Below are 24,194 nucleotides of genomic sequence, written 5' to 3'. Positions count from 1 at the left end.
GAACAATACTCGATGGCGATGGCGATGGCGATGGCGATGAGATCCGAGTACTCTCCATCGCTGCGAGTATGTCGGAAGTAAATGGGTGCCGGACTGCCGTCGAACGGCCATCAAGTCGCGGTAAGGCGGTATTCGATGTCGACGAAGCCGGGGCTCCCCTGAATCAAAGTCGGGTAATATGCGGCGCGAATTGTAGCGCACCTGTTTGGCGAAAGGCGCGCCAGCATGGAACAATGTCACGAGATGAGATCAGGGGCGCTTAGAGATGCGAAGGATCGCGGTGGCTTACTTTAGTGTCGGCACGCGTTGCTCCGCGTCGGTCGTTGGTTCTTCTCGCGTGCGTTGGAGCTATCCCAGCATGAAGAATCATGATGTAGCGCATCCTAGTACTTCTAGCGTATGGTCTTCGACCGAGCGTCGTGCCGTTACCAGCCTTCGCGGACGGTCTGAGCGGGGGCCTTAGAGCCCACCGATGCCGGATTCGCCAGTAGATAGCGGTAGACAGGCGCCGATATCAGTCCCTCGTAGTCAATTACTCTTGTGGCCCTAAGTCCGTTTATCTCCACGCTCAGGCTTTGGCCCTGGCGCTGGGCAGATTGCTGCACGGCGTGTAAGTCTAGGTGTTCGAAGCGGCCATCCACCGCGGCGCGCAGAATCATCTTCTGCTGTTCCGAAAGCTGCTCGATCAGCCGCGCCAGAATCTTTTGTTCCGCTCGATGTTCCATCCACGGGTAGGTGGCGCTTAGCAACCGTTCCACCAGCGATATGACAAGCCATGCCACAGCGGCGGCGAGGACCATAACGCCGGTCTTACCGAACCAGTCGAGTAGAGCGGGAAGTGTCCTCAATAGTGCGTCGCCCATGAGGGAGGTAAGCGCGGCCGCGACTACGATCACGAGGGCGACCCGTGTCATCCCCAGCTTCTTCAAGGCCTCAACGAGTCCCGCAACTTCGAAACCTGCCATACGTTGTTCCCTGCCCCTTCTTCGAGAATATAACACGGGCTGCATGCATCGCCGCTTTCATCTACGAGCGCATTGGGCAAGCGATGGGCAGGTTTCGAGAAGCAGTCAGGTGATATCTTTGGTATCGGTGGCGGGAGCAATTCCCTTAAGAGACGGGTAGGTTGTCGAGTGCTGGTTTCACGAGGGTAGGTTAAATCTGCTTCGAACTACCGGCGAAAGGCACGAAAAATGAAAAGGGAACTGATGTCGGCTTCACGTTGACTGCGCTGAAGTTTGCGTGTCCCGAGGGTCAGCGGATCAAGGGAAATGAACACGGACGGCAGCATGCCAACTTCGTCAACCACTCCAAGGTGGTCTTCGAGATGGACATAGATGCGCTTCCGCCCGCGTGCTTCCGAGACGAGATCAACGCGTGTGACGCACAGCCAGATTTACGTGTGCGCGGCGTTGTCGTGAATTCTGGTCCAAGGTTGTAGGGCAATTCTTACGTAGAGATGGGAATACGTGAGCTAAGGCCTCGGTGACGCGTGCAATGCCTGCGGAGCCTTCATCGTTGGCACCTTACTCTTGTCCCATGGATCACATCACTACCCCAGATGGCCGTTACCTCATCGTGCGTGGCAGGCTATGGCGAACCACCAACTCCGGTTTGGGTGAGCAGGAGCGTCAGCGCCTTGTCGACGAGCTCATGGATGCCCGCCGGGCTGTCAAAGCAGCCAAGGCTTCGGGTAGTCCCGAAGACCTGGCAACTGCTCGCCGAGCCGTGGACAATGCCAAAAGGGGATTGGGCGAACGAGGCGCGGTCTGGTGGACCGATGGTGCCCCTGACCTCAACAGGCATCTCGTCAAGAATACGCAGTACGCAGGTTGGTGGGCCGAGGTGCATCAAGCCGGAAAGGACTGAGGTGCGGTGGCACCGTCCCCCTTGGGTGGTGGACTGGACGCGGCAAGCGAGTCGCGCAAACAGGGAAAACGACGATGACTTCCATAACGCTATCCCCGCCTAACTCGTTGATCTTAGTCATGGATCGCTCGTCCGGCGAGTTGCCAGAGGCCATGAATGGCCAGTTGGTCGCATTCACTGAGTCATGTGTTGCCGTAGGAACATTGCCGGGGGTTGATGGTGAGACGACCATCATCCTGACGGACAGGTTGGAAGCAGTAAAACGGGGTCAATTGGTCTTTGACGGGCTTCTGAAAGTGCCGCGGCAAGAGCTGGCTGTTTGCAGTGCGGCAGACACAGAGCTGTTGACCATGAAGTTGAAGAGGTCCGAAGCGCACGTTCTAATCTTTGCCAACGATGTCTCGGAGCCGGATCAGATTGTCGTCTTCGTAGATACTTCGTGGGACGGGGCAGAACCGGCGATTTCATTTCGGCGGGAAAGACAAATGCGAGCGTTGTCGCGATGAGCCTGTTCTTGCGGGGCTCAGGCCTGCGGCTGCAAGCTGCGACGGAGCGCCCCCGCCCCCGCCGCAATCGCCATCGCTGGGATAGCCAGCACCAGTGCGTAAACCAGCCCGGCCAGCAGCAACGGGCCAATCCCAGACATCACGGCCACTACCGGGACCTGCAGCGCCATGAGCAGCAGACCCCACAGCCATGCTTTCCTGGGAAAGCAGGCGCCAAGCACTGCGGCGATGCCAAGTGCAATGGGATAGACCACGGTCCAGAAGGTAGGCGTGTCCCAAGGCTCGCCCCCCGGCGTCTGCCAGGCCACCAGCACCCAGAACACCACGCCTACCTTCAGCGTGACAGCAGTTGCCGCAAGAAAACTACCCGTTACCCGCATCGATGGTCTCCCAGACGAACTGGCAGCATGTCACTGTCGCGCTGCCGGTGTATGACCAGCGACGGAATCAGCTAACACAGAAGCGGTCGTTGGCTTCATGCGATTGATCTTGTCAATAGAAAATAGGTTTTCAATCAGAACGCTTATGCCGAGCGATCAAGAAGTGAGACGTCGGGGTCAGTTTGCCCGGTGCTATCAGGGCAAACTTCTGTCGAGCTGCTGAAGCCTTTAATTCCTTACATTAGGAGAACGACATGTGCGAAGGTTTTGACGGTATCTAACCTACCAAGTGTGACGGGACTGCTCATCCAAAGATGGGCAGTCCTCGGCTCTGAAGACTGTCAGGCTGGGTCTTTTGTTTGAGGTTTGGCGGGTTCAATTTGCTTCAACAACTGATTCGCCATCCCACGATAGATCGGCACCCGACACACCAGCCCCGACACCCCGCGCGCCAGCAGCACCGTCGCCAAGATCGGCAGCAGCATGTCGCTGCTGTCGGTCAGCTCCAGCGAAATCACTGCCGAGGTGAGTGGCGCCTGCGTCACCCCAGTGAGGTAGGCGCACATGCCCAGAAGCACGAACACGCGCCCATCCACGCCCGGCATCAGCGTGGCCATGTTGTGTCCTATACCGGCGCCCACCGCCAATGCAGGCGAGAACAGGCCGCCGGGGATTCCAGCGATGTAGGAGACCAGGTTGGCGAGGATCTTCATCACCCCGAATTCATGGCCCACCGTCGGGTTTCCTTGGACCAAGCCACGCGCCTGCTCGTAGCCGGTGCCGAAGGCGCCGTTACCGAAGGCGGCGGCCAGCAGCACCAGTGCCACGCCACAGCCCGCCGCCAGCAGCACTGGATGACGCTGCCGCAGGGTGCCGAGCCACGCGGGCTTGCCTTCCATGGTCAGCAGCACAGCCTTGGCGAACAAGCCTCCCAGCAGTCCGGCAACCGAGCCGCATAGAAGGATCGCCAGCCACGCCTGTCCCAGCGGCAGGAATGCGGTGACTTTGCCAAAGTAGGTGTAGCTGCCCAGCAGGCCTAGCGAAACAACGCCGCCAACAATGACGGCGGTGAGCAACGTTCCGGAAAAGCGATGTTCGAATCGCCCACTGAGCTCCTCTATCGCGAACACGATCCCCGCCAGCGGCGTGTTGAATGCGGCTGCGATGCCTGCAGCGCCACCCGCCAGTAGGAAGTGGGAAAGCTCTTTCGGATCGCGGAAACCAGCCAGGCGCCCAAACACATACATCAGGCTGGCACCCACATGCACTGTGGGACCTTCGCGCCCGACAGAAGCGCCGCCCAGCAGCGACAGCGTGGTCAATGCAAGCTTGCCAGCCGAGACCTTCAGCGAGAGGTTCTCGTTGCGGAAGGCCTCGGTAGGCGTATCCAACGCAGCAATGACCTGTGGAATGCCGCTGCCGCGGGTGGGCTTCAGGGCGCCACTGGTCAGCCAGGCAAGCAGGGCGAACACGGTGGGGGTGAGCAGCAGCGCCCACCATACGGAGTGGGCGATGACCGACTGGAAGACCCGGAAGGCTGCGTCGCTGGCCTTGGCGAACAGGATCGCCACCAGGGCGACGGCAACCGCGCCGCCCCACAGTGCCGCGCGGCGCCGCCAGGCGACCCGTGAAAGCAGTGGGGCGTCGCCGTGGGTATTGGAAGGTTCGGGGCTCATGCGGCTATTTTCGCAGGGAGCCCGTGACGGCAATTTGCCGGGCCTGCCCACAGCCTGTGCCTCGGCTGTCAAACGCTCCACGATGTGGATAGGATGAGGTAATCAGCGAAATGGACTTCAAATGACGCAACGATATGCATGGGAAGCCCGACGCTCCCGGGCAGGACAAATCTGCTGGCTGCTCGCGTTGTCAGCCTTGTTCGCACCCGCGGGCCTCGCTATTGCGGCCCCGATGCGTGTTCCGATCCGCGAGTCGCAATCGGTAGATCAGGCACGCTATTTCGCCACGCCGGCAGATGAGCTCGCTTCACGCGCCGCGATCAAGCGTCGATTCGACCTGGTTGAAGGCAAAGGTAATGTGCTGAATGGGGAAGATACCTTTCACAATCTTGAGTCATTGTTCGGGGATTGCCTGGATCATTACGCCTATTACGAGCTGATCGCGTCCCGCAGCGCCGGGGATCGTGTGGCAAGCGCTGCCCGTGATGATGTGGAAGACCTGTGCGGTGATATAGCCGGAGCGGCAAAGAACCAGGTCCGCGCCGCGAGTGAGGGTGAGCGTTGGGCAGAGCCTTATGCTTACCTGGCGGTCCGAAGCGCCCGCGCTGCGGCCCACCCGCTGCCTGTCGACGCCAAGCCACTTGCGGCTTCTGTCGATACCGCACTGGACCGGTTTGAGCATGCGCACCGGCTGGCCATGCAGGGTGCGGGATTCCCGACGGTACAAAACGGGGGCGTACCGCTGAATGTTTCCGATGACTTCCATACCCTGATGGCGATGCCGGACGAGGCGTTGCGCAAGCAGGCGTGGGTGTTGCATCACAGTGCGATGCTGCAGCGGAAGCCTGCATTGGCCGATGCCTTGATTGGCATTGCCAGTCTGCGCGACGGCCTGGCTGTGAGCCGTGGCTATGCCGACGCTGCAGAACAGGCGTACTCCGGAATGGGCCTGGATCGCCAGGAGGTGGACGCCGCAATTCACGCGCTGCAATCGCATGCGACTTCGTTTGCCGGTTACCAGTCGCTGTCGGGCATACATCCGGAAGGTGACGGATCGCCGTGGAACGCCGAGGCGGCACCTGCAGGCTATACCCCGGTCGCGATGCCGATGGAGAATGTGCGCCAGATTGCAATGCGCGCCGTCGCGCGGCTGGGGGGAGAGCATGTCGCACAGATCGGCGGCGTGCTGGACCCCTCGGGTGGCCGCATGGACTTTGCGAGCGAGCTTGGCGGCCGCAAGCGCGATGCTTTCTCCATCACGGCACCCCATTCAACTTCCGTGCTGTACGTAGGGCATCGCCGAGGCGACACAGAGAGTGATGTGGAAGTCGTTCACGAGGGAGCGCATGCAGTTCACGGGCAACTGATGAACACGCATGGGACCTCGCCGTTGTTCCGGCACGGCGCCTCCTGGCTGGAGGAAACCTTTGCGATCCTGGATGAATTCTTGTATCGCGAACAGCTGATAACGGACGCCAAGACCGTGGACGCCAAGGAGTACTTCCAGAGGGGGCTGCTGCGGGACATGGCGCTGCAACTTTTCATCTCGGCGGAAGAAGCGCAGCTTGAGGCTGCGATCCATAGCGGGGTGCACGATGGAAGCGTCCGGGGGGCGGACGACCTGGACGCGTTGGTAGTGCAGATGCGCACGCTGCACGAAGGCGGCTTTCATGGCCAGGCCGGCCAGGACACCACTTGGGCCGGCAAGCGGCTGTTTTACCAGGACCCTTTCTATCTGACCAACTATCTCTTCGCTGGACTGGTCGCGGTGAAGCTCTATGCACTGAGCTCGGAAGATCCGGGATTCGCCGACCGCTACGCTCAGGTTCAAGCGCGGGGCTTCGACCGGGAGCCACGGGTCGTGGTGGAGGAGCTGCTGGGTGCGCCGCTGGACTGGGCCGAGCTGGCAAGCGACGACGTTGCTGTATTCGACGCGCACGTTGCCTTGTTGCGAAACCACTGAAGCCTGCATGCGCCTGGATGCTCAGCGCACGCGGCAACCAGCCGCCTACGCTGGCTGAGGCGCACCGGATCGGCGTGACCGCTGCTTCACGTGCCTTTCGTATGCTCTTCGTCGTCCTCCATCGGTCCGGCCCGCCCCCATGAGCCCCACCCCCAGCAATCAATTCGACGCCATCATCATCGGCGGCAGCTACGCAGGCATGTCCGCCGCGTTGCAGCTCGTCCGCGCCCGGCGCAAGGTGCTGGTGATTGATTCGGGGTTGCCGCGAAACCGCAACTCGCTCGCGGCGCACGGCTTCATCGCCCGGGAAGGCCTGCCCCCCGCCGAGATCGCAGCCAAGGCACGCGCGGAGCTGATGGCCTACCCAACCCTGACCTGGCATGAGGGTAGGGCGACCCAAGCCAAGGTGCTGGAAGAGGGCGTGTCGTTCGAGGTGGGATGCGACGACGGCAGCGCCTTCATTGGCGACCGGCTGGTCCTGGCCTACGGCGTCACCGACACGCTTCCCGACATCGAGGGACTGGCAGAGCGCTGGGGCCGCAGCGTGTTCCATTGCCCGTACTGCCACGGCTATGAGATCTACGAAGGCAACATCGGCGTGATCGGCTGTTCCGAAGACGGTGGCGTCGGCCAGGCGCTGCTGCTGTGCGACTGGGGAAACATCACGTTGTTCTGTTGCAATCCCGATGGCATTGATCCCGAAAAGCGGGAGCGCCTGGACGCCTGCGGCGCCACCATCGAATCGACAACCATCCAGCACGTGGAAGACGAAGCAACCGTCGTGCTCAGCGATGGCCGCAAGCTCATCCTGGACGCCCTGTTCCTGCTCCCCCAGTCACGCCTCTCCTGCGACGTGGCCGAACAGCTTGGCTGCGAGCTGCTAGATGCAGGCTGCATCGTCGCCGATTCAGCCAAGCAGACCACCGTGCCCGGTGTTTTCACCTGCGGCGATGCCGGGCGCATGGCTGGCAGCATCGCGCTGGCGGTGGGCGAGGGTGCGCTGGTGGGCGTGGCCGTGCACCGCTCGCTGCTGGGCCTGCTCGACTAGCGCAATGCAGTGGCGGTCGCAGCCTGCCTCGGCTTGTACTGGCAGCGCGGGAAGCTTGAGCACGATACGAACTCGCCATACGGCCCACTGCGCTGCACGATCACCCCGCCGTCGCATACCGGGCAGGCCTGCTCGCGGATCGGCTCGCCGGTGGTGGCGGTAATCTCCACCGCGCCGTCGTGCACCAATTCGTTGAGGAACGGCGAACGCTTGCCCTGCACGGTGAACATCGCCACCGAGCGCCGCGCACGGGTAAGCGCCACGTAGAACAGGCGGCGCTCTTCGCTCAGCGGGTAGGTGTCGGCATGCGGCATCGCCAGGCCCAGCACCGGGTCATCGGCGCGGGCGCTGGGGAAGCTGCGTTCCAGCATTGAAGGCAGGATCACGATGTCGGCCTCGGCACCCTTGGCGCGGTGCGCGGTGAGGAAGCTGAGCTCCAGCTGCGCGCCGAAGCGCTGCGTCCAATGCGCGGGCAGGTAGGCGCGGTCGGCGTTGTAGCGGCCGAGCACGAATACCGACAGGCGACCGTTGCGGCCGGGCGCGATGGCGCCACTTTGCAGCTGCTGTTGCAGGCGCTGCAGATACTGGTAGATCGCGTCCTGCAGGCGGTCGCGCGAGGCCACCTGAAACGCCTGCAGCACCGGGCCCTGCGCCGGGGTGGCGGAACGGACCTGCTTGGCGATCTGTGCCGGGTTCTTCGAGATGAAGCGGCTGGAGGCATCGCACAGTGCCTGCGGGCAGCGGAAGGTTTGCGACAGCTGCAGCACCTGCGAGGGGCCGAACGTCTCGGTAAACCCGGTCATCACGCTCACGTCGGCGCCGGCGAACCGGTTGATCGACTGCCAGTCGTCGCCCACCGCGAACAGGTGCCGACCGGGCGCCTGCACCAGCGCCTTGCACAGTCGCGCGCGGGCACGTGAGGCGTCCTGGAATTCATCGGCCATCACCAGCAGGTAGGGCGCCTGGTAGCGGCCCTGTTCCAGGTACTCGGCGGCTTGGTTGAGCATGTCCTCGAAATCGATGGCGTTCTCGGCGGCGAGCGCGTCGTCCCAGGCATGCAGGATCGGGGTGGCCAGTTCCAGGAACAGCCGATAGCGGTGCTTGAACCGGTCTTCGGGCAGCTCGCGCAGGCGCTCGGCCAGGTCGGCAGGGGTCAGTCCGTTGCTCTTAGCATGGCTGATGAAGGTACGCAGCAGGCCGATCAGGTCGCTGTCCGGCATGGGCTTGGCGCCTTCGGCAGGCAGCTCGCGGTCCGGGTTGGGGTCCAGCTCCAGACCGTGCGCGGTGAGTGCCTCGGCCAGTGCGTCGAACAGGTCCCCATTGCGCAGCTGCGCGGCGGTCGTGCGCAGCTGCACCGCATCGCGTGAGCGCGCATGCAGGGGTGTGCTGTCGCCACTGCCGTCGGCATGGTGCACGTGGTACAGCGTGGTGCCCGGGTAGAAGAAGTCCGCGCAGCCGGGCTGCCAGGTGTCGGTGCCGGTATCCAGCACCGGGTGCGGCTCGTTGGTGTAGTCCACGCCGTTGTAGAACAGCCAGTCGGCGATCACGCACTCTTCGATGTTGCCCACGCGCTCGCCGCGCAGGGTGCGCACGTAGCGGTTGCCGTCGCTGTCCCAGCCGTCGGCCGGGGTGGCTTCGCCTTGGGGCGGCAAGTCGCGTGCGAACACCAGCCGGAACATGTCCCACTGGGTGCGGAAATGCAGCGAGCGGTCCTTGAGGCGGTCGATGATGTCGGCAAGCTGGTCGAAGCCCTGCGCGGCATCCACCGCCCACGACGGCACCTCGGGCATGCGGCCGGTCACCTTGCCGATGATCTGTCGGCCCAGCGCGTGGAAGGTGCAGGCGTTGACCTCGCCGGCCGGCAGGCCCAGCCGCTGGAATGCGGCGGCGGTGCGTTGCTGCAGCTCGGTGGCGGCCTCCTTGTTGAAGGCCAGCATCACGATCTGGTCGGGCGCCATCAGGCCGCGCTGCACGGCGTAGGCGGCCTTGGCCACCATGGTCGAGGTCTTGCCGGAGCCGGCGGCGGCCACCAGCAGCATGCGGCTTTCGAAGCTGAGTACGGCGCGGGTCTGTTCCTCGCTCAGCGGTCGGCGTTCGACCTGGGCCAGCAGCGGAGCTACGGCGCTGCGTTCCTGTTGGAAGTGCGCTTCATTGCGTGACGCCCACTGTGCCTCCCAGTCCTCCGTCCAGCGCTGCAGATCGTCTTCGATCGCTGCGGGCGCACCGTGCAGCTGCGGGCGCAGGGTCGGGTCGTCGAAGATGGCCCAGAGCGCATCGCCATCCAGGGTCAGACGCGGGCGGGCATCCAGCAGTGCCTGCTGCTGCTCGAGGGTGAACCAGCGCTGCTGGGCATCGGCGAGTTCCTGCGCGTGGTCGACCTTGTCCAGCCAATCGCGGATCCGCGCCAGCGCATCGTTGGCACCGCCGAGTTGTTGGTCCTGCTGGTGGGCATGCGCGCTTGCCGCCCAAAGTGCCTCCAGTTCGCGCGCCGGGGCCGCGGCTAGACCGCCCAGCCGCAGGTCGCCGTCCTCGATGGCGATGCTGAGCGTGGACCACACCGGACCGCTCTGCACTCGCCACGCGTTGGAGGCGCTCACCGCCAGCGAATAGACCTGCCCATCCACGGTCAGCTCGAACCGGTCATCGACCCGGCGCAGTCGCCAGTCCGGCGAGCGCGAGAGGCGGCGGCCCCAAGGGGAAGGGGACCAGTCGTGCGTCATCTGTACATCCAGGAAAGCGGGGCGGTCGCTGGCGCGGGGCCGGGCGAGCGTTGGAAGGGTTTGCCATGATAGGAAAATCCGATCGGAAATGCCGCGTGGTGTGCGAGCAGCCGGGCAGAGCCCGGCTCTACCTGGTTGAGAGGTGCTTTTGTTGTAGTTCCCACCAGAACCATTGGGAGGTGCTGGCGAAGGGGGCCAGGCGCTCGGCGAGGTCCATGTCTACGTCATGGTCGCCGGCCAGGAAGCATTCGGCCAGGTCCTGTGAGACGCCGATGGCGTGGGCGAAGTCCAGCGTTGAGGCGCCCATGGGGCCGAGGATGTGCTCGCGGACGAGCAGGCCAGGATGTTCGTAGGGGATGACATACCCCGGCTTGGGTTCGTAGCGGTCGGCGATGTACTTTTCGAACGCGTTGCACTTGCGGATGCGCGGTTCCTTGGGTGGATCCATCACATCGAAGATCAGCCTGCCCTTGGTGGCGTTTACGGTTACCCGTGCGCCTGGCTTGAAGCCTGCGTTGTACAACCAGCTGCCATGTGCGGAGATGCAGGGCACGATGCCGCCGTCGAAGGTGCCCATCCAGGCGTAGGTATGCGCGCGCACGGTGTAGTGGCGCGGTTGCTCTGCGGTGGGCAGGCCGAGTTCGGGGAACAGGGGGGTGTGGCGTGATGAGCGCATGGCGATCCTCCAAGGGAAAATCTCCCTTGCCGGTAGGGCAAGGGAGCCGGGAGGTTCGAAACCGTGGAAGCGTGCGTACGGCGTGGCGTATTTCCCCGGATGAGGGGTCTTGTATTAGCCACCCTCCCGACATGGGACGTCATAAGTTTGCACGCACTCGGAGTTTCGAAGCTCCGGCGCTCACGTTGCCCGCCAACGCTTTGCATGGCTAGTTGATTGTTTCTGTTGAAATTGCGCCTTCGATAGGCGTTGCCTAACACGTGTCGCAACGTGCACAGGTTTTCGCGAAAGTGCGACGGAGTTGCAGGAAGAACGGGTTGCACACGTCACGCGATGAGACGCGTAGAGACACGCCATGCGCGTCCAGCGCAGTGTCTGGCGCCGCGATGGCGATGGATTTGCGCGGGAATCGTGCATTGCGTGGGACACGCACGGCGCGTCGCTACGATCCGTGCAGTGTCCATAACGCACAAGCCCCGCCGAGGCGGGGCTTGTTCAGTGGAGCGACCGGCTGTTGGATCAGCGCTCGCAGGCAACCGCTTCGCTGCCGCGCGACTGGCGCTGCACCAGCACCGCAACGCCCCACAGCAGCAGGCCGCCCACCGCAGTGGCTGCGCCAACGTACCCAGTCACCGCCGGGCTGAAGCCGGCGCCGATGGCCATGCCACCGAACCACGGGCCCAGTGCGTTGGCGGTGTTGAAGGCCGCGTGGTTGGAGGCGGCGGCCAGGGTCTGCGCTTCGCCGGCGACGTCCATCAAGCGGGTCTGCAGCACAGCCGCCAAGGCGCCCATGGTGCCGACGGCGATGATCATCGGGAAGATGGTCCATACCGAGTTGGCGGCCAGCGGGTAGGCCAGCAGGACCACGATCGACCACACCAGCACGATGGCGGCGGCGCGGAACTGGAAGCGGTCCACCAGCCAGCCACCGGCGACGTTGCCGATGATCGCGCCGATGCCGAAGATGCCCACGGCCACCGGCATCCACGACTCGGCCAGGCCGGTCACCTGCACCAGGGTCGGGGCAAGATAGGTGAACACACAGAACATGCCGGCGAAACCGACCGAGCCGATCGCCAAGGCGAGCCACACCTGCGGCTTGTTGAAGGCGCGCAGTTCACGCATCGGCGAGGTGCGCACTTCGTCCGGGTCCGGCAGCAGGAAGCGCGCAATCATCACCACCGTGGCGATGGCGAGCACGCTGACCAGTGCAAACGCGGTGCGCCAGCTGAGCTGCTGGCCGAGCCAGGTGGTGAGCGGGTTGCCGACCAGGATTGCCACTGAAAGACCCAGCAGCACCTTGGACACCGCCGCACCACGTTGTGCGGGCGGGCTGATCGCTGCAGCCACCAGCATCGCCACGCCGAAGTAGGCGCCGTGCGGCAGGCCGGCCACGAAGCGAGCGATCAGCATGGTGGTGTAGTCCGGTGCCAGCGCGCTGGCCAGGTTGCCCACCGCATAGAAGCCCATCAGGCCCAGCAGCAGGGTCCGCCGCGCGTACCCGGCGCCGGCGAAGGCCAGCACCGGGGCGCCCACGACCACGCCGATGGCGTAGGCACTGATCAGGTGGCCCACCTGGGTCTCGCTGATGGAGAGCCCGCGGCTGATTTCCAGCATCAGGCCCATGCTGGCGAATTCGCTGGTGCCGATGGCGAAGCCGCCGAGCGACAGGGCCAGGATGATCAGCGTGCGCTCACGGGCAGACAGCCGCGCGGCCAGGGGGAGGGTGGTGGGGCTCATGGGGCAGGAGAACGAAGAACGTGGCTGTCTATTGTACTGCTGCGGCGCAACATGCGCCCGTCTGACGCAGGGCTGCGGCTGGAATGCTGTGGATCAGTGGATCTACTGAGACACGGCGTGAAGATTGATCGTCATATTTTCTTCACATTATCTCGACAAAGAAAAGAACGTTGTTCGAACGCTTTCACATGGAGGTGTGTGCAAGTGAAGCATCCAAATTTTCATGCGAGCACATCGAACGCTCTACACAATCATTAACCACCGTGACGAGTCGCACAGTTTTGATGATGGCAATGCGTTGCTTCGCGCGCGTCTACAGCACTGCAGTTCAGTGCTGCGTGAAGGATCCACACACGCGTTGCGTGCATTGCGTGATGCGTTGTTTACGATCGTGTTCCATTGTCCCGCTGCACGCATCATTGGTGCGAATACACCTGTATTTACAGACGTATCATCAGGAATTTCTGATTGGCAGCGCTGCAAACGTGCATTAGGATGCGCGTCAATGACATTGGTCCGAATGTCGGAAGTTGGATTACGAGCCGCGTGCACCGCGCATCACACCGATGCCAACGCACGTCGTAGCGCCTGGAATGGCGCGTCATGGAGGATCACGTTTGTCCACGCAGAAACCTGTCGTCATCGCTGTTGCAGTCCTGTTGACCGCACTTGTTGGCTACTGTCTTTCCGGATACCTCACGCTGCTGCTGCTGGGTCTGGACACCGGGCTGTTCAAGTGGAACACCTACCTTCAGTACGTGCAGGCGATGGATCAGCCTGCCGTTGCGCCGTACCTGACGAAAATCAAAGCTGCCGGCGTGATCGGTTTCGGCCTGCCGGTGCTGGCGCTGCTGGGCGCGCTGTTCTTCCTGGTCAAGCCGAAGAAGAAGTCGCTGCATGGTGATGCGCGCTTCGCAGAGGCGGGCGACCTGGCAAAGCATGGCCTGTTCAAGAAGACCGACAACGGCATCGTGGTGGGCAGCTTTGGCGGCAAGCTGGTGCGCCTCAGTGGCCAGCAGTTCGTGATCCTGGCCGCACCCACCCGTTCGGGCAAAGGCGTGGGCGTGGTGATTCCGAACCTGCTGGAGTACGGCGAGTCAGTGGTAGTGCTGGACATCAAGCAGGAGAACTTCGACCTCACCAGTGGCTGGCGCGCCAGCCAGGGCCACGAGGTGTTCCTGTTCAATCCGTTCGCCGAAGACCGCCGCACCCATCGCTGGAATCCGCTCAGCTACGTCTCCGATGACCCCGCGTTCCGCGTCTCGGAGCTGATGAGCATTGCCGCGATGCTGTACCCGGACGGCTCGGACGACCAGAAATTCTGGATCAGCCAGGCACGCAACGCGTTCATGGCCTTCACGCTGTACCTGTTCGAGAACCGCGACGACGAACGCCAGCAGGGGTTCCCGGGCGGGCAGGGCGCGCCGACCTTGGGCGCGGTGTTCCGCCTCGCCACCGGCGATGGCAGCGACCTGCGCAAGTACCTCAAGGCGTTGTCCGAGCAGAAGTTCCTCAGCGGCAATGCCCGTGCGGCCTTCGCCAACCTGCTCTCGCAGGCCGATGAAACCTTCGCGTCGATCATGGGCACCTTCAAGGAACCCTTGAACGCCTGGATCAACCCGGTGCTGGACAAGGCCACCAGCGACAACGACTTCCTGCTTACCGACCTGCGCCGGAAGAAGATGACCATCTACATCGGCATCCAGCCCAACAAGCTGGCCGAGAGCCGCCTGATCATCAACCTGTTCTTCAGCCAGATCATCAACCTCAACACCAAGGAACTGCCCAAGTCCAATCCGGACCTGAAGTACCAGGTGCTGCTGTTGATGGACGAGTTCACCGCGATCGGCAGGGTCGACATCATTGCCTCGGCGGTGTCCTACATGGCCGGTTACAACGTGCGCCTGCTGCCGATCATCCAGAGCATGGCGCAGCTGGATGCCACCTATGGCCGGGACGTCTCGCGGACCATCATCACCAACCACGCGCTGCAGATCCTGTACGCGCCGCGCGAGCAGCAGGACGCCAACGACTATTCGGAGATGCTCGGCTACACCACCGTGCGGAAGAAGAACGTCACCCACGCCCGTGAAAAGACCCACAACTTCACCGAGGAGCGCCGCGCACTGATGTTGCCGCAGGAGCTCAAGGCCATGGGCAACGACCACGAGGTGTTCCTGTACGAGGGCATTCCGCATCCCGTTAAGTGCGACAAGATCAAGTATTACAAGGACCGCTATTTCACTTCGCGTCTGCTGCCGAAGACCGATGTGCCGATGCTGGCGCTGTGAGCGCTGCACGTGAACGCATGTGACGCACGTCAAAGAAGTTGTGTGTGAAGGTTAAAAAGTTGTCGCAATTGACGTTGAATTGACGCGAAGGTGTGGCATCGTAATTTTGATGGACGTTCCATGCGTCATGAAATCGTCGTTACGCATGCAGTAAGAGGTACATGGATGGCTTTTCACGGATTGGGTGTGCAGGCACAGGGGCCGGACAGGCGTTCGGGGCGAATGCACACCAGGCGGGCTGGGGCCCGGTGTCACCGTTGAAAAGTGTTGCAACTCACATCCGCACGTTGACTGGTTGAGCCCGCCGTGGGCGTCGACACGCTTTAGTTTTGCCGATTTTCAGGCTGAAAACCGCTATTCCGTACGCCATAGGGAAGTTCGTATGAAGCAAGCGTCATTGTTCAAGGGATCCATCGGCGTCGCCATTGCCTCTACCGTACTGCTGCTTGCAGGGTGCGCTACCGCACCGGCGCCGGACTTCGGTGGCCGCTGGAAGCCGGTGAACCGCTTCGCCAGCACCACGATGGAAATCCCGCTGTACACCAGTTACGTGTACCAGGCTTCGCCGATGGACGGCACCTTGAAGACCATGCTTGAACGCTGGGCCAAGGACTCGGGCATGACGCTCGATTACCGCATCAGCTCCGATTACACGCTGTACGGCGCGGTCTCCACGATCGGTACCACCAATCCGCAGCAGGCCATGATCGACCTGAGCGCCGCGTATGCGGGGCAGGGCGTGCTGGTGTCGATCGTCGGCAACCAGATCGTCGTGCAGACCGCGTCGGCGGCTGCGCCGACTGCGGCCACCGGCAGTGCCAGCAGCACCAGCGGCAGCTGATCCCCTTGATGTTCCAGCAGTACGGATGACCCCATGTTCCGAAAGAAGGACGCAGGCAACACTCCCAAGGTCGACCAGGCGGTCGCCAAGGCCGTGAGTTACGAGTTGACCGTCGCCGACATGGCGCGTCGCAGCGAGCGTCGTGCGTGGTGGGTGGCGACCGGCTCGATGGTGATGTCGCTGGCATTGGCCGGCGGCTACTACTACATGCTGCCGCTCAAGGAGAAGGTGCCGTTCCTGGTGATGGCCGATGCGTACACCGGCAACGCCACGGTCGCGCGCCTCAGCGGTACCTTCGGTGCCGGGTCGATCACCGCCAACGAGGCGATCAACCGCAGCAACGTCGCGCAATACGTGATGGCGCGCGAGTCGTTCGATTCGGCGGTGATGGGCCTGCGCGATTGGGACCTGGTGTTCACGATGTCGTCCGAGCCGGTGGCCGCGACCCAACGCCAGCGCTATGCGAACAACAACCCGCAGAACCCGGTGTACGTGTACGGCACCAACAAGGCGATCCGGGTCAAGATCCTGAGCATCACGCCGCTGGCTGCAGAGGGCAACGGCAGCTTCCGTGGTGCCTCGGTGCGCATCCAGCGCAGCCTGCTCGACAAGACCACCGGGGTCATGCAGTTCCTGGACAACAAGCTGGTGACGATGCGGTTCGAGTACCGCACCGACCTGGCCCTCTCCGAACAGGACCGCGTGCTCAACCCACTGGCGTTCCAGGTCACCGAGTACCGCGTCGACAGCGACTACGCGCGCGGCGTGCCGGTGCCGGACGATGCGTCGATGACCAGCCAGGCCAACCAGGCTGCGGCGGCGCAGGCGGCTGCACAGGCGGCAGCCGCGGCTGCGGTGCCGGTGTACGACCCGAACAATCCCGCTGCGGCGACCATGATCGATCCGAACACCGGACAGACGGTAGCCGCGCCGGTGCCGGGGCAGGCCATGGCGCCGGGCCAACAGATTCCAGCCCAGCCGGTACCGGGCCAGATGACCCTGCCGGGCCAGCCAATGCCCGCGCAGCCGATGCCAGCCCAACCGATGCAGCAACAGAACCCCGGGCAGGTGATGCCCGGCCAGGCAATACCAGGACAGGTCGCGCCGCGGCAACCGGCCACCGTGCCGGCACGAAACGTTTCCACCGGAACTGCTGAGGGAGCAAGCAACCGATGAGTAGTCGCAACATGGGATGGGCCGCATTGGCCCTGGTGCCGATCATGGCCATGGCCAGCGCCCCGGCGCAGGCCCAGGTGGTGGACCAGTACGAGTACGAGCAGGACCGCATCTACCCGGTGCGCACCGGCCTGGGCCTGACCACCCAGATCGAACTGAGCCCGAACGAAAAGATCCTGGACTACAGCACCGGCTTCAGCAGCGGCTGGGAGCTGACCCGTCGCGAGAACGTGTTCTATCTCAAGCCGAAAAACGTCGACGTCGACACCAACATGATGGTGCGCACCGAGACCCATTCGTACATCTTCGAACTGAAGGTGGTGGCCACCGACTGGCGCCAGCTGGAACAGGCGCGGCGTGCAGGCGTGCAGTACAAGATCGCCTTCCGTTACCCGAGCGATACCGAGTTCGGTACCGCACAGCAGGCGGTGGACGAAGAGGTCAAGCCGCTGCTCAGCTCGGAGCTGGCCAAGGACCGCCAGTACAACTTCGACTACTCGTACTCGACGCGCCGCGCGAAGAAGATGGGTTGGCTGATCCCGGTCAACGCCTATGACGATGGCCGCTTCACCTACCTCAAGCTGCCGGCGTCGCCGGAGTACAAGACCGGGATCTTCCCGGCGGTGTTCGGTCGCGAAAGCGAAGACGGTGAGGACTTCGTGGTCAACACCACGGTGGAAGGCAACGCGCTCATCGTGCATGGCACCTATCCCTACCTGGTGATCCGCCACGGTGACAGCGTCGTCGGCCTGCGAAGGAACGTAAAGAAATGAGCCAGCACACTCCCGGCAACGAGCCGCATGAGCCCACCGGCAACCCGTACTACGGGCAGAACGTGGCCGACAACAATCCCAACCTGGACGCTGCCGCGCCGCAGCTGCGCTCGGCCGAAGAGCAGCGCCTGAACCGCAAGGCCCTGGCCTTCCTCGGTGGCATCCTGGTGCTGGTGATCGCCATGGGCTTCCTGCTGCTGCGCAAGAGCAGCGACGACCAGGACCGCCCGGCCAAGGTCAACGAACAGGCCCGCGTGTCCACGCCGGAGCTGCCGACCGCGCCGCCGGTAGTGGCACCACCGCCGGTGGCCGACGCGCAGCCCATTGAAATGCTGCCGCCGTTGCCGCCGCCGGCACAGGACAACCCGTACCGCACGCCGCCGGCGATTCCGTCGGAGATGGGCATGTCCAATGAACCGCGCCAGCCGTCGCTGCTCGACCGCCGCATGGCGTCCGGCAGTGGCGTAGGCGGCGGCATGGGCGGGGGCGCCGAAGGGCAGGCCGGCGGTCTCGGCGGCCGTCCGGACGACGAGTACACCCGCACCATGCTGGCGCAGCTGCCCGGCGCGCAGCAGCCGGCACCGGCCAAGGTCCGTCGCGGCCCGGACGTGGAAGACGTGTCCAACGCCAGCTTCATCCGCAGCCCGGATGCGCTGCTGGTGCGCGGCACTTACCTGCGCTGCGTGCTCGAGACCCGGATCATCACCGACGTGGCCGGCTTCACTTCCTGCCTGCTCACCGAGCCGGTGTACTCGATCAACGGCCGCAGCCTGCTGCTGCCGAAGGGCTCGAAGATCTACGGTGCCTACGGTGGCGGCCCGCAGGGCAAGCGCGTGGAAGTGGTGTGGGACCGCATCACCACGCCCAATGGCATCGACGTGGCCATGTCCAGTCCGGGCATCGACCAGCTCGGTGGCGCCGGCCATCCAGGCGACTACAGCGCGCACTGGGGCAGCCGCATTGCCTCGGCGCTGATGATCAGCCTGATCGCCGACGCCTTCAAATACGCGGCCGCCGAACACGGTCCGGAGACCACTGAAATCGCCAGCAACGGCTTTGCCGTGCAGTCGCCCTATGAGAGCGCGACCGCACGCAGCATGGAGCGCCTGGCCAACGAAGCGTTGAGCGAGCGTCGCCCGCCCACCGTGACCATCAACCAGGGCACCGTGGTCAGTGTCTACGTGGCCAAGGACGTCGACTTCAGCGACGTGCTGCCGCGCCGCCGCTGACCGACTGGACAGACCATGGACGCCGAAGTGGCCCCTGTAGCCGACGTTTCCAGTGAGTTCCTCAGGTACCAGTACGAGGTCCTGGGCATTCACACGTATATGACCTCGCCCGATGTGACGGAAATCTGCATCAACCGTCCGGGCGAGGTGTACCTGGAAACGCGTGACGGATGGCAGCGTGTGGAAGTGCCCACGCTGACCTACGAGCGTGCGCGCCAGTTCTGTACCGCCGTGGTCAATGAAAGCAACACCGGCCAGCGCATCACCGACGTGGACCCGGTGGTGTCGCTGACCTTCCCGACCGGCCAGCGCGCCCAGTTCGTGATTCCGCCGGCGTGCGACGCGGGCAAGGTGTCGATCACCATCCGCCTGCCGTCCAAGCACACCAAGACCCTGGAGCAGTACCAGAGCGACGGCTTCTTCAACCAGATCCTGGAACAGGGCGCGTCGCTCAGCGAGCAGGACCAGGAGCTGTTGGCCCTGCGCCAGAACCGCGACTACGCCGAGTTCTTCCGCAAGGCGGTGCAGTACCGGAAGAACATCGTGGTCTCCGGCGCCACCGGCAGCGGCAAAACCACTTTCATGAAATCGCTGGTCAACCACATTCCGGCCAACGAGCGCCTGGTCACCATCGAGGACGCGCGCGAGCTGTTCATCAGCCAGCCCAACGTGGTGCACCTGCTGTATTCCAAGGGCGGGCAGAGCGCGAGCAATGTCACCGCCAAGAGCTGCATGGAAGCCTGCCTGCGCATGAAGCCGGACCGCATCATCCTGGCCGAGCTGCGTGGCGATGAGGCGTTCTACTTCATCCGCAACTGCGCCTCCGGCCACCCCGGTTCGATCACCAGCTGCCATGCCGGCAGCCCGGAGCAGACCTGGGACCAGCTGGGCCTGATGGTGAAGGCCTCGGCCGAAGGGTCGGGTCTGGAGTTCTCGGTGATCAAGCGCCTGCTGATGATGACCATCGACGTGGTCGTGCATATCAAGGCGCACGCCGGCAGCCGCTACATCACCGGCATCGATTTCAGCCCCGAACGTGCGCTGGCCGCCACGGGGAGGGACGCCTGATGCTGCCTGGACTGGAAATGATGGCCTGCCCGGAAATGGCGGTGTCCATGGACGTGATGCAGCACGTGATCAACGTCGAATCCTCGCGCAACCCCTACGCCATCGGCGTGGTCGGTGGCGCGTTGGTACGCCAGCCCAGGCAGCTGGACGAGGCGCTGGCCACCGTGCGCATGCTGGAAGAGAAGGGCTACAACTTCTCGGTCGGGCTGGCCCAGGTCAACCGCTACAACCTGGTCAAGTACGGGCTCGATTCGTACGAAAAGGCCTTCCAGCAGTGCCCGAACCTGCAGGCCGCCTCGCGCATCCTGGCCGAGTGCTATGGGCGCTCGGGCAACGACTGGGGCAAGTCGTTCAGCTGCTACTACTCGGGCAACTTCACCACCGGCTTCCGCCACGGCTACGTGCAGAAGGTGTTCGCGTCCATCGCCCGGCAACGCGGCAGCATGGTGGCCGCCAACGGCGCGGTGCCGATCGACGTGGTCAGCCGCGCCGAGCGTCGCGTCGTCGACGTGGCCCACCATCCGCAGCTCAGCGGGCAGCCGCAGGGCGTGGTCGGCGCGCGCGTGCAGGGCATGCAGGCCGCGGCGCCCGCGTATGCCCAGGCCGCCGTGCCGGTCGACCCGGCCCGTGCCTACGAGGTGTATCCCTCCATCGGCGCCATGGTGCGCCGCGACGTGCTCCGCACCGCCGACGCGGCCTTGTCACGGGTGGTGATGGGCGCGGTGGAACGGGCGATGCCGCAACAGCCAGCGCCCGCTGCCGCGCCGGAACCCATCGCGCTCCCTCCCGTGCCTGCCCAGCAGCTGCCGCAGAACACCGCCGGCCCGGTGGTGGTGCGCCCGTGGAGCGAGCGCAACGCACCGGTGGCATTGCCGACGCAGGCCCTGCCTGCACAGGCGATGCCGGTACAGAACGTCCCCGCCGGGGATGCCGCCTTCGTGTTCTGAAGGAACGATCCAGTCGTGTCTGACCCTCAACAAGGAAAATCCACAATGAAGCGTACCCACCTCGACATCGTCCACGCCCAGCGCTCGCTGAAGACCGCCCTGATGGCCGTCGCCTTCGCCACCGCCGTCTTCGTGCCGGACGTGTTCGCCCAGGCCACCAACTTCGGCGGCACCGACACCAAGGTCTGCGGCTTCTTCTCCAACATCAATGGCCTGCTCAACATCGCCTCGATCGCGGTGGTCACCATCGCGGTGATCTTTGCCGGTTACCAGATCGCCTTCGCCCACAAGCGCATCGGCGACGTGGCCCCGATCCTGATCGGCGGCCTGCTGATCGGTGCGGCTGGCCAGATCGCCAAGATGCTGCTGGGCGACGGCAATGCCAGCTCCTGCCAGACCACCGTCACCTCGATCATGAACGTCGTCCAGTACTACCGTGCATAAGAACGTCCTGTTCCGCGGCTGCACCCGACCGGCGATGTTCCTGGGCGTCCCGTACGTCCCGTTCTTCCTGGTCGCGGGCGGCTTGTTGCTGCTGAGCATGTACATCGACATGCGGCTGCTGGTCACCATTCCGATCGCCATCTTCATCCTCCGGCAGATGGCCAAGCGCGATGAAATGATCTTCCGCCTGATCGGTCTGCGCCTGCAGTTCAAGTTCCGCGCACGCAACCTGGAACAGCACGGCGGCATGTGGGTGTTCACGCCCAACCATTACCGCGACAAGCCACCGCCGTCGGCCTGACGACGGCATGCAGTACCCCGGGCAGGCGGCCCCGTCGCCTGCCCGGTGCAGGACCCGTGTCATCCCCGCAGCATCCATTGGAACCGGTCATGTTCAGTCCCGACACCTCGATCAGCGAATTCATCCCCCTGTCGTCCCATGTGGCGCCGACGGTCGTGAAGACCACGGGCGGAGACTTCCTGCTGACCTGGCACCTGGAAGGCCTGCCGTTCGTGGGGCGCGAGGACTGGGAGCTGGAACACCGGCACAACACCTTCAACCGCCTGCTGCAGACGCTGCGGGCGCCGGACTTCGTCAACGTGGCGTTCTGGGTGCATGACATCCGCCGTCGCCGCCAGCTCAAGGGCAGCAGCACGTTCGGCCAGCGCTTCAACCAGGACGTCTCCGACCAGTACATGGGCATGCTCGGCTCGCAGCGGATCATGCAGAACGAGCTGTACCTCACGATGATCTACCGGCCGGTGGTGGCCGGTAAGCGCTTCATGGACAAGTCCTCCAGCATCACCCAGCTGCAGGCCGAGCAGGACCAGGCGGTGGCCAAGCTGCTGGAGATGGCCGGCAACGTGGAAGCGGTGATCCGTGACTACTCGCCGTACCGCATGGGCATGTACGAAGCCAGGAACGGCAGGGTGTTCTCCGAGACCCTGGAGTTCTTCGGCTACCTGCTCAACCGGGTAGACGAGCCGGTGCCGGTGCTGTCGGCCCCGGTCAAGGACTACCTGCCGATCAGCCGGCACATGTTCTCGTCCAAGACCGGCGACTTCGTGATCAACACGCCCAACGGCGTGAACCACTTCGGCGCCATCCTCAACATCAAGGAATACGCCGAAGGCACCTATCCCGGCGTGTTGAATGGCCTGAAGTACCTGGACTTCGAGTATGTCATCACCCACTCCTTCAGCCCGATGGGCCGCCAGGATGCGCTCAAGGTGCTGGACCGCACCAAGGGCATGATGATCTCATCCGGCGACAAGGCGGTCAGCCAGATCGTCGAACTGGACCAGGCGATGGACCAGCTCTCCTCGGGGAATTTCGTGCTGGGCGAGTACCACTTCATCATGGCCGTCTACGCCGACAGCCAGGAGAAGCTCTCGCAGAACATCGCCACCACCCGCGCCGAGCTCTCCAACGCCGGGTTCGTGTCGACCAAGGAGGACCTGGCGGTCACCGCCTCGTTCTACTCGCAGTTCCCGGCCAACTGGCGCTACCGCACCCGCCTGGCCAACATCAGCTCGTTGAACTTCCTCGGCCTGTCGCCGCTGCACAACTTCGCCACCGGCAAGCAGCACAACAACCCGTGGGGCGACTGCGTGACCACGCTGCAGACTACGAACGGGCAGCCGTATTACTTCAATTTCCACGCCACCCACCCATCCGAGAACTCGCTGGGTGAGAAGGCCATTGCCAACACCATGGTGATCGGCAAGTCCGGTACCGGCAAGACGGCCCTGATCAACTTCCTGCTCAGCCAGGTGCAGAAGTACGACCCGTCGCCGACCATCTTCTTCTTCGACAAGGACCGTGGCGCGGAGATCTTCGTGCGCGCCTGCGGCGGCAACTACCTGGCGCTGGAGAACGGCCAGGCCACCGGCTTCAACCCGTTCCAGTGCGAGAACAACGAAGCCAACGTGCAGTTCCTGGCCGACCTGGTCAAGGTGTTGGCCAACAAGCACGAATACAGCGCCCGCGAGGAAGAGGACATCTTCCGCGCCGTCGAGAACATGCTCGACACCCCCATGCACCTGCGCAGCATGACCAACTTCCAGAAGAGCCTGCCCAACATGGGCGACGACGGCCTGTATGCGCGCCTGCGCAAGTGGACCTCGGGCAACTCGCTGGGCTGGGTGTTCGACAATCCGGTGGACACGGTGGACCTGAGCCGGGCCAACATCATCGGCTTCGACTACACCGACATCATCGACAACCCCGAAGTGCGCGTGCCGGTCATCAATTACCTGCTGCACCGCTTGGAATCGCTGATCGACGGCCGCCCGCTGATCTACGTGATGGACGAGTTCTGGAAGATCCTGGACGGCGAGGGCGGCCTGAAGGAATTCGCCAAGAACAAGCAGAAGACCATCCGTAAGCAGAACGGCATGGGCATCTTCGCGACCCAGAGCCCGGAAGATGCGCTGAAGAGCGACATTGCCGCCGCCTTGATCGAGCAGACCGCCACCCTGATCCTGCTGCCCAACCCCAATGCCAGCCGCTCGGACTACATCGACGGCCTGAAGCTGACCGAGAGCGAGTTCAAGGTGGTCACCGCGCTGGACGAGCGGTCGCGCTGCTTCCTGGTCAAGCAGGGCCACGCGGCCAGCGTATGCCAGCTCAACCTGCGCGGCATGGACGACATCCTGTCGGTGATTTCGGCCTCCACCGACAATATCGACGTGATGCATCGCGTCCTGCTCGACGCCGCCCGGCGCGAGAAGGTCGCGCAGGCCGACCTCACACCGGACCAGTGGCTCAGTGAGTTCTACAGCAAGCGCAAGGGCTCGGGAAAGCCCGCCGGAACCCGCCAGGACGCTGTTGCCTGATTCGATGGA

At 63.7% G+C, this 24,194-nt stretch carries 20 protein-coding genes; 14 read left to right on the top strand and 6 right to left on the bottom strand.

Annotation, left to right across the window (positions count from 1 at the left end; all coding sequences use genetic code 11):
- Positions 1 to 425: 425 nt before the first annotated feature.
- Positions 426 to 965 (bottom strand): hypothetical protein, encoded by a 540-nt coding sequence (locus tag PDM28_RS11320; RefSeq protein WP_311182068.1) that lies wholly within the window; start codon positions 963 to 965, stop codon positions 426 to 428.
- Between the two features lie 574 nt (positions 966 to 1,539).
- On the opposite strand from PDM28_RS11320, the gene PDM28_RS11315 reads away from it, so the two are divergent.
- A complete protein-coding gene (locus PDM28_RS11315; RefSeq protein WP_311182066.1) occupies positions 1,540 to 1,869 on the top strand; it encodes a hypothetical protein in 330 nt (109 codons plus the stop codon).
- A gap of 119 nt (positions 1,870 to 1,988) precedes the next feature.
- On the top strand, positions 1,989 to 2,375 hold the full coding sequence (locus PDM28_RS11310) for a hypothetical protein (RefSeq protein ID WP_311182065.1): 387 nt from the start codon (positions 1,989 to 1,991) through the stop codon (positions 2,373 to 2,375).
- Between the two features lie 17 nt (positions 2,376 to 2,392).
- Here the strand turns inward: PDM28_RS11310 and PDM28_RS11305 are convergent, their stop codons facing one another.
- Both PDM28_RS11305 and PDM28_RS11300 read right to left on the bottom strand, forming a co-directional pair.
- Entirely contained in the window at positions 2,393 to 2,755 is a 363-nt protein-coding gene (locus PDM28_RS11305) for a hypothetical protein (RefSeq protein WP_311182064.1), read from the bottom strand.
- A gap of 341 nt (positions 2,756 to 3,096) precedes the next feature.
- On the bottom strand, positions 3,097 to 4,431 hold the full coding sequence (locus PDM28_RS11300; protein WP_311184682.1) for a chloride channel protein: 1,335 nt from the start codon (positions 4,429 to 4,431) through the stop codon (positions 3,097 to 3,099).
- A gap of 232 nt (positions 4,432 to 4,663) precedes the next feature.
- On the opposite strand from PDM28_RS11300, the gene PDM28_RS11295 reads away from it, so the two are divergent.
- Both PDM28_RS11295 and PDM28_RS11290 read left to right on the top strand, forming a co-directional pair.
- Positions 4,664 to 6,394 (top strand): gluzincin family metallopeptidase, encoded by a 1,731-nt coding sequence (locus tag PDM28_RS11295; RefSeq protein ID WP_311182063.1) that lies wholly within the window; start codon positions 4,664 to 4,666, stop codon positions 6,392 to 6,394.
- Between the two features lie 139 nt (positions 6,395 to 6,533).
- Positions 6,534 to 7,442, top strand: coding sequence for an NAD(P)/FAD-dependent oxidoreductase (locus PDM28_RS11290; protein WP_311182062.1), 909 nt, complete (start codon positions 6,534 to 6,536; stop codon positions 7,440 to 7,442).
- Here the strand turns inward: PDM28_RS11290 and PDM28_RS11285 are convergent.
- From PDM28_RS11285 to PDM28_RS11275, 3 genes are all read right to left on the bottom strand, one after another.
- Positions 7,439 to 10,162 (bottom strand): UvrD-helicase domain-containing protein, encoded by a 2,724-nt coding sequence (locus tag PDM28_RS11285; RefSeq protein WP_311182061.1) that lies wholly within the window; start codon positions 10,160 to 10,162, stop codon positions 7,439 to 7,441. The genes PDM28_RS11290 and PDM28_RS11285 overlap by 4 nt on opposite strands.
- 127 nt (positions 10,163 to 10,289) lie before the next feature.
- Positions 10,290 to 10,838 (bottom strand): hypothetical protein, encoded by a 549-nt coding sequence (locus PDM28_RS11280; RefSeq protein WP_102944780.1) that lies wholly within the window; start codon positions 10,836 to 10,838, stop codon positions 10,290 to 10,292.
- A 519-nt stretch (positions 10,839 to 11,357) separates the two neighbouring features.
- Positions 11,358 to 12,578: an MFS transporter gene (locus PDM28_RS11275; RefSeq protein ID WP_311182060.1), complete on the bottom strand. Its 1,221-nt coding sequence runs from the start codon at positions 12,576 to 12,578 to the stop codon at positions 11,358 to 11,360.
- Between the two features lie 593 nt (positions 12,579 to 13,171).
- Between PDM28_RS11275 and PDM28_RS11270 the strand changes: the two genes are divergently transcribed.
- The 10 genes from PDM28_RS11270 (at position 13,172) to PDM28_RS11225 (ending at position 24,185) form a co-directional block, all read left to right on the top strand.
- Entirely contained in the window at positions 13,172 to 14,869 is a 1,698-nt protein-coding gene (locus PDM28_RS11270; protein ID WP_311182058.1) for a type IV secretory system conjugative DNA transfer family protein, read from the top strand.
- A 382-nt stretch (positions 14,870 to 15,251) separates the two neighbouring features.
- Complete coding sequence (locus PDM28_RS11265; protein WP_102944785.1) at positions 15,252 to 15,710, top strand: hypothetical protein; 459 nt, start codon at positions 15,252 to 15,254, stop codon at positions 15,708 to 15,710.
- A 33-nt stretch (positions 15,711 to 15,743) separates the two neighbouring features.
- On the top strand, positions 15,744 to 16,886 hold the full coding sequence (locus PDM28_RS11260; RefSeq protein ID WP_311182057.1) for a VirB8 family type IV secretion system protein: 1,143 nt from the start codon (positions 15,744 to 15,746) through the stop codon (positions 16,884 to 16,886).
- A complete protein-coding gene (locus tag PDM28_RS11255) occupies positions 16,883 to 17,659 on the top strand; it encodes a TrbG/VirB9 family P-type conjugative transfer protein (RefSeq protein ID WP_102944787.1) in 777 nt (258 codons plus the stop codon). Before PDM28_RS11260 ends, PDM28_RS11255 begins: the two co-directional genes overlap by 4 nt.
- Positions 17,656 to 18,888, top strand: coding sequence for a TrbI/VirB10 family protein (locus tag PDM28_RS11250; RefSeq protein WP_311182055.1), 1,233 nt, complete (start codon positions 17,656 to 17,658; stop codon positions 18,886 to 18,888). The genes PDM28_RS11255 and PDM28_RS11250 overlap by 4 nt, the downstream gene beginning before the upstream one ends.
- A gap of 15 nt (positions 18,889 to 18,903) precedes the next feature.
- Positions 18,904 to 19,956 (top strand): P-type DNA transfer ATPase VirB11, encoded by a 1,053-nt coding sequence (gene virB11, locus PDM28_RS11245; RefSeq protein ID WP_070206284.1) that lies wholly within the window; start codon positions 18,904 to 18,906, stop codon positions 19,954 to 19,956.
- Positions 19,956 to 20,903: a lytic transglycosylase domain-containing protein gene (locus PDM28_RS11240; RefSeq protein ID WP_425507595.1), complete on the top strand. Its 948-nt coding sequence runs from the start codon at positions 19,956 to 19,958 to the stop codon at positions 20,901 to 20,903. The genes virB11 and PDM28_RS11240 overlap by 1 nt, the downstream gene beginning before the upstream one ends.
- Before the next feature lie 45 nt (positions 20,904 to 20,948).
- Positions 20,949 to 21,347 (top strand): TrbC/VirB2 family protein, encoded by a 399-nt coding sequence (locus PDM28_RS11235; protein WP_070206282.1) that lies wholly within the window; start codon positions 20,949 to 20,951, stop codon positions 21,345 to 21,347.
- Positions 21,340 to 21,648, top strand: a complete 309-nt coding sequence (locus PDM28_RS11230; RefSeq protein WP_311182054.1) for a VirB3 family type IV secretion system protein — start codon at positions 21,340 to 21,342, stop codon at positions 21,646 to 21,648. Before PDM28_RS11235 ends, PDM28_RS11230 begins: the two co-directional genes overlap by 8 nt.
- An 89-nt stretch (positions 21,649 to 21,737) precedes the next feature.
- Positions 21,738 to 24,185, top strand: coding sequence for a VirB4 family type IV secretion/conjugal transfer ATPase (locus PDM28_RS11225; RefSeq protein WP_311182053.1), 2,448 nt, complete (start codon positions 21,738 to 21,740; stop codon positions 24,183 to 24,185).
- Positions 24,186 to 24,194: the final 9 nt, after the last annotated feature.

The sequence above is a fragment of the Stenotrophomonas aracearum genome, from assembly GCF_031834615.1.
In the GTDB taxonomy this organism is placed as follows: domain Bacteria; phylum Pseudomonadota; class Gammaproteobacteria; order Xanthomonadales; family Xanthomonadaceae; genus Stenotrophomonas; species Stenotrophomonas aracearum.
This window is presented reverse-complemented; position numbering and strand designations above follow the sequence as displayed.

What these genes read in the sequence shown, in the direction of transcription:
- PDM28_RS11305 (WP_311182064.1), bottom strand. Translation starts at nt 2,755, where the DNA reads ATGCGGGTAACGGGTAGTTTTCTTGCGGCAACTGCTGTCACGCTGAAG.
- PDM28_RS11265 (WP_102944785.1), top strand. Translation starts at nt 15,252, where the DNA reads ATGAAGCAAGCGTCATTGTTCAAGGGATCCATCGGCGTCGCCATTGCC.
- PDM28_RS11255 (WP_102944787.1), top strand. Translation starts at nt 16,883, where the DNA reads ATGAGTAGTCGCAACATGGGATGGGCCGCATTGGCCCTGGTGCCGATC.
- PDM28_RS11270 (WP_311182058.1), top strand. Translation starts at nt 13,172, where the DNA reads ATGGCGCGTCATGGAGGATCACGTTTGTCCACGCAGAAACCTGTCGTC.
- PDM28_RS11275 (WP_311182060.1), bottom strand. Translation starts at nt 12,578, where the DNA reads ATGAGCCCCACCACCCTCCCCCTGGCCGCGCGGCTGTCTGCCCGTGAG.
- PDM28_RS11320 (WP_311182068.1), bottom strand. Translation starts at nt 965, where the DNA reads ATGGCAGGTTTCGAAGTTGCGGGACTCGTTGAGGCCTTGAAGAAGCTG.
- PDM28_RS11260 (WP_311182057.1), top strand. Translation starts at nt 15,744, where the DNA reads ATGTTCCGAAAGAAGGACGCAGGCAACACTCCCAAGGTCGACCAGGCG.
- PDM28_RS11295 (WP_311182063.1), top strand. Translation starts at nt 4,664, where the DNA reads ATGCGTGTTCCGATCCGCGAGTCGCAATCGGTAGATCAGGCACGCTAT.
- PDM28_RS11310 (WP_311182065.1), top strand. Translation starts at nt 1,989, where the DNA reads ATGGATCGCTCGTCCGGCGAGTTGCCAGAGGCCATGAATGGCCAGTTG.
- PDM28_RS11280 (WP_102944780.1), bottom strand. Translation starts at nt 10,838, where the DNA reads ATGCGCTCATCACGCCACACCCCCCTGTTCCCCGAACTCGGCCTGCCC.
- PDM28_RS11285 (WP_311182061.1), bottom strand. Translation starts at nt 10,162, where the DNA reads ATGACGCACGACTGGTCCCCTTCCCCTTGGGGCCGCCGCCTCTCGCGC.
- virB11 (WP_070206284.1), top strand. Translation starts at nt 18,904, where the DNA reads ATGGACGCCGAAGTGGCCCCTGTAGCCGACGTTTCCAGTGAGTTCCTC.
- PDM28_RS11225 (WP_311182053.1), top strand. Translation starts at nt 21,738, where the DNA reads ATGTTCAGTCCCGACACCTCGATCAGCGAATTCATCCCCCTGTCGTCC.
- PDM28_RS11300 (WP_311184682.1), bottom strand. Translation starts at nt 4,431, where the DNA reads ATGAGCCCCGAACCTTCCAATACCCACGGCGACGCCCCACTGCTTTCA.
- PDM28_RS11240 (WP_425507595.1), top strand. Translation starts at nt 19,956, where the DNA reads ATGCTGCCTGGACTGGAAATGATGGCCTGCCCGGAAATGGCGGTGTCC.
- PDM28_RS11290 (WP_311182062.1), top strand. Translation starts at nt 6,534, where the DNA reads ATGAGCCCCACCCCCAGCAATCAATTCGACGCCATCATCATCGGCGGC.
- PDM28_RS11235 (WP_070206282.1), top strand. Translation starts at nt 20,949, where the DNA reads ATGAAGCGTACCCACCTCGACATCGTCCACGCCCAGCGCTCGCTGAAG.
- PDM28_RS11315 (WP_311182066.1), top strand. Translation starts at nt 1,540, where the DNA reads ATGGATCACATCACTACCCCAGATGGCCGTTACCTCATCGTGCGTGGC.
- PDM28_RS11250 (WP_311182055.1), top strand. Translation starts at nt 17,656, where the DNA reads ATGAGCCAGCACACTCCCGGCAACGAGCCGCATGAGCCCACCGGCAAC.